16 protein-coding genes are annotated in these 12,661 nt (G+C 67.8%); 5 read left to right on the top strand and 11 right to left on the bottom strand.

What is annotated here, in order from left to right; genetic code table 11:
- Positions 1-5 precede the first annotated feature (5 nt).
- Genes H4O10_RS15195 through ccmA form a run of 9 tightly spaced genes read right to left on the bottom strand, consistent with a single transcriptional unit; the run spans position 6 to position 6,767 of the window.
- A complete protein-coding gene (locus H4O10_RS15195) occupies positions 6-995 on the bottom strand; it encodes a cytochrome c biogenesis protein (RefSeq protein ID WP_049454324.1) in 990 nt (329 codons plus the stop codon).
- Positions 989-1,438 carry a cytochrome c-type biogenesis protein gene (locus H4O10_RS15190; RefSeq protein ID WP_005413991.1) on the bottom strand — a complete coding sequence of 150 codons (450 nt, stop codon included), beginning with the start codon at positions 1,436-1,438 and terminating at the stop codon, positions 989-991. The genes H4O10_RS15195 and H4O10_RS15190 overlap by 7 nt, the downstream gene beginning before the upstream one ends.
- A gap of 4 nt (positions 1,439-1,442) precedes the next feature.
- Complete coding sequence (locus H4O10_RS15185) at positions 1,443-2,060, bottom strand: DsbE family thiol:disulfide interchange protein (RefSeq protein ID WP_005410345.1); 618 nt, start codon at positions 2,058-2,060, stop codon at positions 1,443-1,445.
- An 8-nt stretch (positions 2,061-2,068) separates the two neighbouring features.
- Positions 2,069-3,988, bottom strand: coding sequence for a heme lyase CcmF/NrfE family subunit (locus H4O10_RS15180; protein WP_049454325.1), 1,920 nt, complete (start codon positions 3,986-3,988; stop codon positions 2,069-2,071).
- Complete coding sequence (gene ccmE / locus H4O10_RS15175; protein WP_005410343.1) at positions 3,989-4,450, bottom strand: cytochrome c maturation protein CcmE; 462 nt, start codon at positions 4,448-4,450, stop codon at positions 3,989-3,991.
- Positions 4,447-4,635: a heme exporter protein CcmD gene (locus tag H4O10_RS15170; protein WP_033832946.1), complete on the bottom strand. Its 189-nt coding sequence runs from the start codon at positions 4,633-4,635 to the stop codon at positions 4,447-4,449. The genes ccmE and H4O10_RS15170 overlap by 4 nt, the downstream gene beginning before the upstream one ends.
- Positions 4,632-5,402, bottom strand: coding sequence for a heme ABC transporter permease CcmC (gene ccmC, locus H4O10_RS15165; protein ID WP_033832945.1), 771 nt, complete (start codon positions 5,400-5,402; stop codon positions 4,632-4,634). The genes H4O10_RS15170 and ccmC overlap by 4 nt, the downstream gene beginning before the upstream one ends.
- Before the next feature lie 43 nt (positions 5,403-5,445).
- Positions 5,446-6,141, bottom strand: a complete 696-nt coding sequence (ccmB, locus tag H4O10_RS15160; protein ID WP_005410340.1) for a heme exporter protein CcmB — start codon at positions 6,139-6,141, stop codon at positions 5,446-5,448.
- Positions 6,138-6,767 (bottom strand): heme ABC exporter ATP-binding protein CcmA, encoded by a 630-nt coding sequence (ccmA, locus tag H4O10_RS15155; protein ID WP_005413987.1) that lies wholly within the window; start codon positions 6,765-6,767, stop codon positions 6,138-6,140. The genes ccmB and ccmA overlap by 4 nt, the downstream gene beginning before the upstream one ends.
- Positions 6,768-6,953: 186 nt before the next feature.
- Between ccmA and H4O10_RS15150 the strand changes: the two genes are divergently transcribed.
- From H4O10_RS15150 to H4O10_RS15140, 3 genes are all read left to right on the top strand, one after another.
- The gene (locus tag H4O10_RS15150; RefSeq protein ID WP_049454327.1) at positions 6,954-8,102 is read left to right on the top strand and encodes a pyridoxal phosphate-dependent aminotransferase; all 1,149 of its coding nucleotides are present in this window, start codon (positions 6,954-6,956) and stop codon (positions 8,100-8,102) included.
- A gap of 14 nt (positions 8,103-8,116) precedes the next feature.
- Positions 8,117-8,923 (top strand): amidohydrolase, encoded by an 807-nt coding sequence (locus H4O10_RS15145; protein WP_032966922.1) that lies wholly within the window; start codon positions 8,117-8,119, stop codon positions 8,921-8,923.
- A gap of 103 nt (positions 8,924-9,026) precedes the next feature.
- Positions 9,027-9,461: a hypothetical protein gene (locus tag H4O10_RS15140; protein WP_005410336.1), complete on the top strand. Its 435-nt coding sequence runs from the start codon at positions 9,027-9,029 to the stop codon at positions 9,459-9,461.
- Here H4O10_RS15140 and H4O10_RS15135 read toward each other — a convergent pair.
- Entirely contained in the window at positions 9,448-9,741 is a 294-nt protein-coding gene (locus tag H4O10_RS15135; protein WP_049402653.1) for a hypothetical protein, read from the bottom strand. The genes H4O10_RS15140 and H4O10_RS15135 overlap by 14 nt on opposite strands.
- A 353-nt stretch (positions 9,742-10,094) precedes the next feature.
- Here H4O10_RS15135 and H4O10_RS15130 point away from each other — a divergent pair, with 353 nt between their 5' ends.
- On the top strand, positions 10,095-10,502 hold the full coding sequence (locus tag H4O10_RS15130) for a hypothetical protein (RefSeq protein ID WP_033832942.1): 408 nt from the start codon (positions 10,095-10,097) through the stop codon (positions 10,500-10,502).
- 68 nt (positions 10,503-10,570) lie between these two features.
- Here the strand turns inward: H4O10_RS15130 and H4O10_RS15125 are convergent, their stop codons facing one another.
- The gene (locus H4O10_RS15125) at positions 10,571-11,725 is read right to left on the bottom strand and encodes an MFS transporter (RefSeq protein WP_049454330.1); all 1,155 of its coding nucleotides are present in this window, start codon (positions 11,723-11,725) and stop codon (positions 10,571-10,573) included.
- A 90-nt stretch (positions 11,726-11,815) separates the two neighbouring features.
- Here H4O10_RS15125 and H4O10_RS15120 point away from each other — a divergent pair, with 90 nt between their 5' ends.
- The gene (locus H4O10_RS15120; RefSeq protein ID WP_033832939.1) at positions 11,816-12,604 is read left to right on the top strand and encodes a helix-turn-helix transcriptional regulator; all 789 of its coding nucleotides are present in this window, start codon (positions 11,816-11,818) and stop codon (positions 12,602-12,604) included.
- The last annotated feature ends 57 nt before the right edge of the window (positions 12,605-12,661 follow it).

The raw sequence follows: 12,661 nt of genomic DNA, 5'->3' as shown, positions 1-12,661 counted from the left end.
GCGCGTTACGGGAAGCGCAGCTCCACAACACCGTCGTGGGGCAGGCTCACCTTCACCGGCACGCTCTGCAGGTCATCCTCGCTGCGGTTGGCGCTGCCGGTGCGCGAGATGCGTGCCAGCACTTCCACTTCGCGATGGGCCGAGAGCGGTGCGGTTGGCATCGGGCTGTCAGCGTCACCCAGCCCGACCGTGGCCGGGAATCCGGCCAAGGGCAGCTTGCGTGCGGCCACCGGCATCGGCGGTCCACCCACGGCGCGGGCCAGCACGAATACCTGGGTGCTGGCCGGCCACTCGGTGCCCTTCAACGTAGGCAACTGCACGCGCACCTGCAACAGCGCCGGTGGCGCCGCAACGGCTGCATCGGACGGCTGACCGGCGGCTTCACGGGCGATGGCGATCTGCGCCTGCAGCGCCTGCGCGGCGCCGGGCTCAAGCCGTGGCAGCAGGCCGCTCCACACATCCGCGGCCTCGGCATTCTTTCCGCGCTGGCGCAGGGCGATGCCCAGCAGCCAGCTGGCGCGCTCGGCATCGGGTGCCTGTGCACGCGCCTGTTGCAACCAGGCCATCGCGGTGTCATCGAACTGCTTGCCGGCATCGGCCTGCGCACGTGCCTGCGCCGCTTCCACCAGCACGCCGGGGTCTTCCGGGGCGAGAGCGGCGGCACGTGCGAAGGCGTCCGCCGCGGCTGCGGCGTTGCCCAGTTCGGCCTGCGACCGGCCCAGCAGTGCCCAGCCATCGGCCCGCTGTGGGTCACGCTCCAGTGCATCCTGCAGGGCCTGCACGCCATCGCGCAGGGTGGCTACCGAAGGCGTCGGTTGCACCTGTGCTGCACGCGGATCACCGACCAGCAGGTACAGGCAGGCACCGGCCACGCCCAGTGCGAGTACGCCGACCACGAAGCCGCGGCGGCCAGAGTGGCGCAGCGGCCACAGCACCAGCACTGCCATCAACGCAGCAACCAGACCGGCCAGCATCGGCAGCCAATGGCTCACCATCCGTCTCCTTCATCGGCCTTGCCGGCCGCTGCGGCGCCAACCGTACGGCCACGGCGGCGGACGATGCCCAGCACCACCAGAGCACCCGCACCGAGCATCAGCAGGGGACCGCCCCACAGCAGCCAGGTGCCCGGCTGCAACGGTGGCTGATAGAGCACGAACTCACCGTAGCGCGCGACCAGGAACTGCTTGATCTGCGCGTCGTCGTGGCCCTGCTGCATCAGCTGCAGCACCTCGCGGCGCAGGTCCTGCGCGATCTGCGCGTTGGAATCGGCCAGCGACTGGTTCTGGCACTGCACGCAGCGCAGCTGCGCGGCCAGGTCGTGGAAGCGGCGTTCTTCGGCGCCATCGCGGAACTGCAGCGGCTGCGGATCATGCAGCGGCTGCTGTGCCAGCGCGGCCAGCGGCAGCATCAGGAGCAGCAGCGCCAGCAGCCAGCGCATGGGCTCAGGGCGCCGTGTGCAACGTGCTGCCGGCATTGCCCTGGGCCTTCTCGATCTTCTCCAGCGCCGGGATCAGCTTCTCGTCGACCACGCGCTGGGTCATCGCACCGCTGTACTTCCAGCGCACGATGCCGCTGCCGTCGACAAGGAAGGTTTCCGGTGCGGCGGTCACGCCCCAGTCGATCGCAGTGCGGCCTTCCACGTCGCTGAGCACGACCATGAACGGGTTGCCCAGCTGTTCCAGCCAATGCAGGGCATCGGTCGGTTCATCCTTCCAGTTGTAGCCGATCACACGTACGCGCTTGCTCTCGGCGAAACGGGTCAGCACCGGGTGCTCCTCGCGGCAGGCCGCGCACCAGCTGCCCCACACGTTCAACAGGTACGGCGCGCCACGCAGTTCGTCGCTGTGCACGATCATTTCCGGGTCGTGCAGCACCGGCAGCGCGAATGCTGGCGCCGGCTTGTCGATCAGCGCCGATGGCAGCACGTCGCGCTGCGGATCACCCGATTTCATAACCCCGTAGATCATCAGCCCGAGCAGGCCGAAGAAGAACAGCACGCCGATCACGATGGCTACCGGCGGCAGCGGGCGGGAGGGGCGCGGGGCGGGGGACTCGGACATGGAAACTCCTACGGACGACGGAAACGGCGGTCGGCGGCGGCGATGAATCCGCCCAGGGCCATCAGCAGCGCGCCCAGCCAGATCCAGCGCACGAACGGCTTGATGTGCACCCGTACCGCCCATGCATTGTTGCCCAGCGGCTCGCCCAATGCCACGTAGACATCGCCGTCGAAGCGTGCATCGATGCCGGCCTCGGTCATCACCTGGCCGCCGCTGGCGTACTGGCGCTTCTCCGGGTGCAGCAGGGCCAGTTCGCGGCCGTTGCGGAACACCCGCAGGTGACCGCGGTCGGCGATGAAATTGGGGCCTTCGCGATGGTCCACGCCCTCGAAGCGCACTTCGTGGCGACCGACCACCAGCTGCTGGCCCGGGGCCAGCGCCACTTCGCGCTGCACGTTCAAGGCTTCCACCAGCAGCGCGCCGGCCAGGAACACGGCGATGCCGGCGTGGGCAACGATCATGCCGAGCATTTCGGCGGTGAAGCGGCCGTTGCCGCGCAGCCGCTGCCAGACGAAGCGTACGGTACCGAGTGCGACCCAGGCCGCAGCGGCCACGCCGATGCCGGCCTTCCAGCCGTTCTGCGGCGCCTGCCACCAGGCCATCGCGCCCAGCAGCAGCGCCAGGCCCAGCCACGGTGCCAGCAGCGCGAAGGCGCGCGAGGGCTGGTCACGCTGCCATTTCACCAGCGGGCCGAACGGCAGCAGCAGGATCATTGGCGCCATCAGCAGCAGGAACAGGCTGCCGAAGTAGGGCGGGCCGACCGAGATCTTGCCCAGCGACAGCGCATCGGCCAGCAACGGATACAGCGTGCCGAGCAGCACCATCGCGCAGGCCGTGGCCAGCAGCAGGTTGTTGGCCAGCAGCAGGGTCTCGCGCGAGGTGGCGGTGAAGCCACGGCGCGGGTCGTCGGCGTCCACGCTCAGCTGGCTGGCGCGCAGCGCGTACAGCAGCAGGCTGCCGCCGACCAGCACCGACAGGAACACCAGGATGAACAGGCCGCGCGAGGGATCGGCGGCGAACGAATGCACGCTGGTCAGCACACCGGAGCGCACCAGGAAGGTGCCCAGCAGCGACAGCGCGAAGGCGGCGATCGCCAGCAGCAGGGTCCAGCTGCCGAAGGTGCCGCGCTTCTCAGTGACCGCCTGCGAATGGATCAGTGCCGCGCCGACCAGCCAGGGCATGAAGCTGGCATTTTCCACCGGGTCCCAGAACCACCAGCCACCCCAGCCCAGCTCGTAGTAGGCCCACCAGCTGCCCAGCGCGATGCCCAGGGTCAGGAAGCCCCAGGCGACGTTGGTCCAGGGTCGCGTCCAGCGCAGCCAGCGCGCATCCACGCGACCTTCCAGCAGCGCCGCCACCGCGAATGCGAACGGAACGGCGAAACCCACGTAACCGATGTACAGCATCGGTGGATGGATGATCAGCCCCGGGTCCTGCAGCAGTGGGTTGAGATCGCGCCCTTCCAGCGGCGCCGGGTTCAGGCGCAGGAACGGGTTGGAAGTAAATATCAGGAAGGCGAGGAAGCCGACGCTGACGATGCCCATCACCGCCAGTACGCGCGCCTGCACCGGTGCCGGCAGGTGCCGGGAGAACAGCGCCACCGCGCCGGTCCACAATGCCAGCACCAGCGCCCACATCAGCAGTGAGCCTTCATGCGCGCCCCAGACCGCCGAATAGCGGTAGATCATCGGAAGCAGCGAATTGGAGTTCTCGGCCACGTAGCGCACTGAGAAATCCTGCTGCACGAACGCGGCGGTCAGCACCGCGAACGCGCCGGCGAGCAGCAGCAGCTGCGCGAACGCGGCTGGCCGTGCCACCGCCATCCATGCCGTGTTGTTGCGATGTGCGCCGACCAGCGGCAGGCCGGCCTGCAGCAGCGAGGCCAGCAATGCGCACATCAGCAGGATCTGACCCAGTTCGGGCAGCACTCAGCGCACCTCGGGGGCCGTCACCGGCACATCGTGCTTGCGGTGGGCATCGCCCATCTTGTCGGCCACTTCCTTCGGCACGTACTTCTCATCGTGCTTGGCCAGCACTTCGTCGGCGACGAAGGTGCCGTCCTGCAGGCGGCCGCTGGCGACCACCGCCGTGCCTTCGGCGAACATGTCTGGCAGGATCCGCGAGGTGGTCACTGCCAGCTGCGCGTCGCCGTCGGTCACTTCGAAACGTGCTTCCAGCGAGCCGACCGGCCGATTGAAGGAGCCCTTCACCACCATGCCGCCCAAGCGGAAGCGCGACTGCGCATCGACATCACCGCGCAGCACTTCCGAAGGCGTGTACAGATAGGCGATGTTGCGCTCCAGTGCCATCGCCACCAGCGCAGTGGCCAGCCCGGAGGCGAGCAGGGCCAGCAGCACCCATGCCAAGCGGCGACGCTGTACCGGGGTCATCGTTCCAGCTCCGTCGACAGCGGCGCAGCTGCGTCCCGCCTGCCGGCGCGGGTCTGCTGCCGCTGCTGGCGGGCCAGCGCCAGCCGGCGTGCCACGCGCAGGCGCAGCCACGAACCGAGGGCATCGGCGCTGAGTACCAGCACGAATACGGCGTAGGCGCCGATCACATAGGGCAGGTGGGTCATGGCTGGGCCTCCCGTGAGGCGCGCGCGGCATCGACACGGCCGCCGACCCAGGCCTTGCCGGCCTCGCGGTCGAGATTGTCGGCGCGGGCCTTGGCCAGCACCGAACCGGCGAACCAGAACTTGGTGCCGATCACCATCCACCACAGCGGCGCGATCATCGCGCTGCTGATTGCCGATTCACCGAACACGTTGATCGACTGGCGCTGGTGCAGGCCACCCCACCAGTCCACCGAATAGCGGATCACCGGCAGCAGGCTGACACCTACAATGGCCAGCAGGCCAGCGGCGCGCGCGGCGCTGCGGCGGTCCTCGATGGCGTGGTACAGGCCGATCACGCCCAGGTACAGGAACAGCAGTACCAGTTCGCTGGTCATGCGCGGGTCCCAGTCCCACCAGGTGCCCCAGGTGCCCTTGCCCCAGATGCTGCCGGTCAGCAGGGTGATCAGGGTGAAACCGGCGCCCATCGGTGCACAGGCCATGGCCAGGATCTCGCAGACCTTGATCCGCCAGATCAGCGCGATGGCGGCATACAGCGCCATCAGCGCGAACACGAACAGGCTCATCCAGGCACTGGGCACGTGGATGTAGAGGATGCGGAAGCTGTCCAGCTGCTTGGCTTCCGGCGGCACCACCAGCAGCGCCTGCCACATGCCGACCAGCAGCACCGGCACCGCCGCGAGGTAGAACACCCGCGACCAGCGGGCAGCGAAACGGTCGAACGTGGGAGGCGAACCGAGTTGGTGGAACCAGCGGACAATCGGATTCATGCGTGGCGGTTATCCAGCAGGGGTGGATTGGCTCTCAGCTCGGTCAACTCAGAGAAATACGTATTGCAGCGGCAGTGGCCAGCGGAGCCAGCACCAGCGCGAGCAGCAGGCCAGCGCCCAGCATCAGCAGCGCACCGACCGGATCCTGCCCGCGTCCGGCTGCCGCCAGGCTGCCGGCGCCGAACACAAGCACCGGCACGTACAGCGGCAGCGACAGCAGCGCCACGAGAATACCAGAGCGTCGGATGCCAACGGTCAGTGCGGCGACCACGCCACCGATCAGGCTCAGCAACGGCGTTCCCAGCAGCAACGATGCCAGCAACATCGGCAGCTGGTCATGCGGCAGATGCAGCATTTCGGCCAACAGCGGGCTGACCACGATCAGCGGCAGCGCAGTGGTCGCCCAGTGCAGGAGCACGCGCACCAGCACCAGCCAGGCCAGCGGCACCGGCGCCAGCAGCCACTGTTCCAGCGAGCCATCTTCGGCGTCGGAACGGAACAGTGAATCCAGCGACAGCTGTCCCGCCAGCAGCACGGCCAGCCACAGCACCGCGCCCGCGGTGGCGGCCAGCAGCTGTGGTTCGCGGCCTTGGGCCAGCGCGAACAGCACCACTACCAGCACCGCGAACAGCAGTGGTTGCAGCGCATCGCCACGGCGGCGCCAGAGCAGGCGCAGGTCGCGCTTGAGCAGGGCGCCTGCGGTCTGCCACAGGCCTGGTTCGGTACCCGGCGCGATCATGCGGCACCGCCGAGGTCGAGCTGGCGGGTACGCACCGGCGGTGCGGCGTAGGCGCCATGGGTGGTGACCAGCGCAGCGCCGCCGGCACGCAGGTGCGCCGAGATCATCCGGTTGACCAGGGTGATGCCCTCCAGGTCGAGGTTGGCATAGGGCTCGTCCAGCAGCCACAGCGGCGCTGGCGACAGCCAGATGCGTGCCAGTGCCAGCCGCCGCTTCTGCCCGGCGGACAGATGCCGAACGAGGGTGTCCTCATAACCGGCCAGGCCCACGATGGCCAGCGCGTTGCCGGGCATCTGCCGCGCACGCCGTCCATGCAGGCCGCACAGGAAGTGCAGGTTCTCCAGCGTGTCCAGGTCTGGCTTCAGGGCCGGCAGATGGCTGAGGTAGGCCACGTAGCGTGCACGTTCGGCATTGCTCGCCGGCTTGCCGTCGATCCGCACCTGGCCGGCGCCGGGCCGGGCCAGGCCGGCCAGCACGCGCAGCAGGGTGGTCTTGCCGGCGCCATTGCCGCCCTGCACCAGCAGGGCTTCGCCGGCGTCCACATGGAAGTCCAGCGGGCCGAACACCGGCTCGTCATTGCGGGAGAAGCTCAGGCCGCTGGCGGCCAGCAATGCAGGGGTGTTCAAGGGGCAGGGTCTTCATGCCGGAGTGCGATGGCAATTGTAGCGGTGAATGCCGATGGTAGTGCCGGCCGCTGGCCGGCAGATGCGACCCGGCGCCGCAGATCGTCCCAGGGGTGCCGGCCAGCGGCCGGCACTACCGACGCGCGGATTGCGTAAACTCGCAGGCCTGTTCCCCCACAGCCCAGGCCGATGCAACCGAACACCAAGCTGCCCAAGGTCGGTACCACGATCTTCACCGTGATGTCCCAGCTCGCCGCCGAACACGGCGCAGTCAACCTGGGCCAGGGTTTCCCGGACTTTTCGGCGCCGCAGCGCCTGATCGACGAAACCGCCAGGGCGATGGCCGCCGGGCTGAACCAGTACCCGCCGATGACCGGCGTGGCGCCGCTGCGCCAGGCCATCGCGCAGAAGGCGCTGGACTGCTACGGCGCGCAGGTCGATGCGGACAGCGAGATCACCGTCACCAGTGGCGGTACCGAGGCCATCTTCAACGCCATCCACGCCGTGGTGCGTGCCGGCGAGGAAGTGATCGTGCTCGACCCGGCGTATGACAGCTATGAACCGGCGATCGACCTGGCCGGTGCCAAGGCCGTGCATGTGTCGCTGGATCCGCAGACCTTCGCGGTCGACTGGGACCGCGTGCGTGCGGCGATCACCCCGCGCACCCGCATGCTGATCGTCAACACCCCGCACAACCCGTCCGGCGCGATGCTGTCGGCGCAGGACATGCAGGCACTGGCCGAGCTGCTGCGTGGCACGCAGATCTATCTGATCTCCGATGAGGTGTACGAACACATCATCTACGACGGCCGCCGCCATGAATCGGCGCTGCGCTACCCGGAACTGCGCGAGCGCGCGTTCGTCATCTCCAGCTTCGGCAAGACCTATCACTGCACCGGCTGGAAGATCGGCTATGCGATCGCACCGCCGGCACTGACCGCCGAGTTCCGCAAGGTGCACCAGTACAACACCTTCACCAGCTTCGGCCCGGCGCAGTACGGCTTCGCCGCGATGATCCGCGACGAACCCGAACACCACCTGGAGCTGGGCGCGTTCTACCAGGCCAAGCGCGACCGTTTCCGCGAGCAGCTGGCCGGCACCCGCCTGAAGGCGCTGCCGGTCCCCGGCGGCTACTTCCAGCTGGTCGACTACTCGGCCATCAGCGACCTGCCGGACCATGAGTTCGTGAAGTGGCTGACCATCGAGAAGGGCGTGACCGCGATCCCGCTGTCGCCGTTCTACGAAAACCCGCCGGCCGGCCAGCGCCTGGTGCGCCTGTGCTTTGCCAAGAACGAAGCAACGATGGACGCGGCGATCGAACGCCTGCGCCTGCTCTGAGCGGAGGCGTGAACATGCAGGACCTGCGCATTTCCCTCGTCCAGGGCGACACCCGCTGGCACGATCCGGCCGGCAACCGCGCCTACTACGGCGCGCTGCTGGCACCGCTGGCCGGCACCACCGACCTGGTGATCCTGCCGGAGACCTTCACCAGTGGTTTCTCCAACGACGCCATTGCCCAGGCCGAAGGCATGGACGGCCCGACCGTGGCCTGGGTGCGTGAACAGGCCAGGACCTTGAACGCGGCGGTGATCGGCAGCGTGCAGCTGCGCGACGGCGAGGGCGTCTACAACCGCCTGCTGTTCGCCACGCCCGATGGCGACCTGCAGTACTACGACAAGCGCCACCTGTTCCGTTACGGCGGCGAGCACGAGCGCTATGCCGCCGGTCGCGACCGCCTGAGCGTGGAATGGAAGGGCTGGCGGATCAATCCGCAGGTCTGTTACGACCTGCGTTTCCCGGTGTTCTGCCGCAACCGCTACAACGTGGAGCGTCCGCAGCAGCTGGATTTCGACCTGCAGATCTTCGTCGCCAACTGGCCGTCGGCGCGCGCCTATGCGTGGAAGACCCTGCTGCGTGCGCGGGCGATCGAGAACCTGTGCTTCGTGGCGGCGGTGAACCGCGTCGGCGTCGATGGCAACCAGCTGCACTACGCAGGCGACAGCGCGGTGCTGGATTTCCTGGGCCAGCCGCAGGTGGAAATCCGCGAACGCGAACAGGTGGTCACCACCACCATCTCGGCCGAGGCGCTGGCCGCACACCGCGCGCGTTTCCCGGCGATGCTCGATGCCGATGCCTTCCACCTGGACGAACAGGCCTGAGCGACGGCCTGAACACTGCTGCACCAGCGCGTGCGCCTGCATCCAACGTGCACGCGCGCGCTGCTAGATTCGCCGGCAGTCCGACCGAACTGGAAGTCCTGCCATGAACAAGCCCTTCGCCCTGCTGCTTGCCCTGTCTGCCGCATCGCTGGCCCCGGCCGCGCACGCCGCTGGCAACCTCGACTGCGAGCTGCGCTACAACCTCTCTGGCTGGTCGCTGATCTACAAGACTGCATCCGGCAATGGCACGGTCACCTGCAGCAATGGCGCCAGCATGCCGGTGCGCATCCAGATGAAGGGCGGCGGCCTGACCGTGGGCAAGTCGAAGATCACCAACGGACGTGGCAGCTTCACCGGCGCAGTCAGCGTCAACGAGCTGCTGGGTACTTACGCCTCGGTGGGCGCGCATGCCGGTGCGGTGAAGTCCAGCAACGCGCAGGTGATGACCAAGGGCGACATCTCGCTGGCCCTGTCCGGTACCGGCAAGGGCTGGGATCTGGGCGTGGACGGCACCGCGTTCACCCTCAGTCGGCGCTGAGGCGCGACGGCGCGGCAGTTCCCCAGCTGATGCGGATGTAGTGCTGTTCGGAATCGCTCAACAACCGTTCGACACCGAAACCATTCTTCAGCAGCTGTGCGACCACATCTTCGACGAGCTGCTCGCTGGCCATCACCTGGCTGAAGCCGAACACGATGTAGCGGCGGCCATTTTCCGAGCCGATCTGGATGGCGTTGTCGAGATCGCGGTAGAACAGTTCGATCGGGCGCTTGGCGGCATCGACGTTGGCGCGGGCCTGTTCGGCGGTGATGGTGATCATGGGCATCTGCCTTGTGTGGGAGCGCGCGCACGATAGCCAGCAACCGGATGTGAATTCCGGGCGTGGTACACAACACCTCGTGTTTGCAGCAATTCCTAAACCGGGGTGTGAACATTGGGACAGGCACGAAATGTGCTGCGCGATGGTGGGCATCCTGCATCGACGTGAAGTCATCAGGAAGGGATGGGTGGCAGCCCCAGCGCAGGCGTGCAATGTCCCCGCCCACAAGGGATCCCGCCGTGATCCGGGGGCTGTGTGCGCGCAGCGATTAACGTTTCCTTGATCCCGCAGTAACCCTGCAGTGAATAACAGGGACATCCCAGCGATTCTGCTGGGATCATAGGAGACGCTGAATGGAGCTCAGAACGTCCGTGTTGCTCGTGGCCCTCATCGCCGCGCCCGCCATCGCCCACGCCGAAGTCTGCCTGTCCGACAGCGGAATCGTCGTGTCCTGTCCAAGGCTGTTGCCGCATCCCGTGACGTCCCGGTTCGAGATTGGGACCTTGCCGCGTGTGGCGGGCTCGCCCTCGGAAATCTACATCACAGGGGGCGGCCAGGTGGATGGAACGAGTAATTTCTCGGTGTATGCCAATGGCCAGTTCCTGTGCCGTACCAATGACAATCTCGACGGTGGCAACACCACGCCCATCCGACATTGCACCGCGACCATCGCAACGCCTGGAACCTACGTGATCTCGGCGTCGCGCAACAATGCCGGCAACTTCCTGGCGCCGATGGACGAAGTGATCAACGTCCAGTAGTCGGTTGCCCGCTGATCCTGGCCCCGGGGCAGGGACCCGGGGTCCCCATGGCCGCAGGAGCGGTTTCTTCACCGAGGCGCTGCACGTCCCGGGCTTTCGCCGTCAATTGACCGACCCCGCTTCAGCCAGAGCGCCAGCAGGCCACACGCGATAACGGTCGGTGCCAGCATCTGCACTGCACCGACCAGCGCCATCGCCGCACCGATCAACAGGTAGTAGAGCAGGCCGAACAGCGCGCCTGCGCTGCCACGACAGTGTGGATAGCCGCGCAGGGCCTGGCCGAGCACATTGGGAATGGCAAGGCCGAAGCCCGTCACCACCGGTACCATCGCCACGATCAGGGCCGGGTGATCATGCAGCAGCGCGGCCAGCAGGCCTCCCGTCAGGACCAGTCCCGCGGCGATGCGGATGCGCGTGGTTGCGGCAACGCCTGCACGCAGCAGGCGGCCATTGCCCCACGCGCCCAGTGCCGAGCCCAGTGCCAGCACCGCGCCGCTGGCGCCGAACCAGGTGGCTGGCCAGTGCAGGCGCGCAAACACGAAGGGGCCGAGCACATACCAGCTGTACATAGCCACGTTGAAGGCCATCACCAGCAACGCGTGTGACCAGATCCAGCGATCGCGCAGCAGTTCCCGCAGCAGCGGCAGCATGGGCACGTGCGGGATCTGTGCAGGGCGGCTTTCGCGCAGGCCCGCCAGGCATGCGACTGCCAGCAGGGCAGCGATCAGCAGCAGGCCGGACTGTACGCCGACATAGCCATGGGCGGCGACCAGCAGCGTGCCCAGTGCAAGGCCGATGGCCGGGCTCAGGGCCAGGGCCATGCCGATCCAGGAGAACGCCTGCGCCAACGCGAGTCCCTGCAGGTGGTCGCGTAGTACGGTCTGGGTTACCACCGAGGCCGCCGCCGCACCCAGTGCGGCCAGTGCCTGTGCCAGCAGGACCTGGCCGAAGGTGCTGGCCAGCAGGCCGCCGCAGGCGGCCAGTGCGAACACGGCCAGGCCGCATAGCAGGGCAGGGCGACGACCGATACGATCGGCCAGGCGCCCCCACAGCAGCACGCCTGCAGCGAAGCCGAACAGGTACAGGCTCATGGCCTGGCTGGCGGCACTCGGCGGCAGGGCGAAGCGTTCGGCCAGATCGGCCAGGGCCGGGCTGTACAGGGTCTGTGCCAACTGCGGGAACATCAGCAGTGCAATGGCGAGCAACAACAGGCGGCGCGACATGCGGGCGCTCCAGGAACAGGGCCCCGCATTGTGGTCGCGTCCGCAATGGCGCACTCTGTCTATCCTGTCATCGAATGTATGAAATCAGACATGGCCTGGTTGCAGCCGCACGCGCACTTCGACGCCGATGCCTGGAGCGCTCCGGTGCTGGGGATTGCAGCCTCACTGGCGGATCACGACTCGGGTTGGCACCAGCATGCACGCGCGCAGCTGCTGTACACCCGGCAGGGCTGCACGCGCCTGACCTACGGTGATCGCATCAGCCTGCTGCCGCCCGCGCGTGCCGCGTGGATTCCGGGCGGGCTGCGCCATCGCGCGCAGATGCGCCAGGCGGTCGACTACCGTTCGTTGTACTTCGACGCCACGCTGTCGGCCCAGCTGCCCCGGCAGCCGACGATCATCGGCGTGGGGGCGCTGCTGCAGGCCTTGCTGGAGCCGATCGCGCAGGCGCCGTTCGACCATGACTGGCAGTCGCCGCGCGCGCACCACCAACTGGCGTTGTGCGTGCTGGAAATCGCTGCTGCACCGGTGGCGCCGATGGACCTGCCTCTGCCTCGTGATCCGCGGATCGCACGGTGCCTCCCGGTGGCCGAACAGCTGCCGCCCGAACTGGGGGAGCTGGCCGCGCGCACGGGCCTGAGCGCGCGTACCGTCGGCCGGTTGATGCAGCGTGATACCGGCATGAGCTACCAGGCCTGGCGCCAGCAATGGCGCCTGATGCGGGCCATGGAGTTGCTGCTGCTGGGCCAACGCGTGGCGCACGTGGCGCAGGACACCGGCTTCTCCGCCGAGAGCCCGTTCATCGCCTTCTTCCGCGGCATGACCGGCACCACACCCGCCGCGTTCCAGCGCCACGCAAAAGGGGACGGAGGGGATTAAGTCGCTCTCGCCCCTTTGACACAGGCCGTGGCAAAAACGACTTAATCCCCTCCGTCC

Source organism: Stenotrophomonas sp. I18B00994 (genome assembly GCF_014145825.1).
Taxonomy (GTDB): domain Bacteria; phylum Pseudomonadota; class Gammaproteobacteria; order Xanthomonadales; family Xanthomonadaceae; genus Stenotrophomonas; species Stenotrophomonas maltophilia.
Note: the sequence above shows the minus strand (reverse complement) of the source record. Positions and strands in the feature narration are given on the sequence as shown.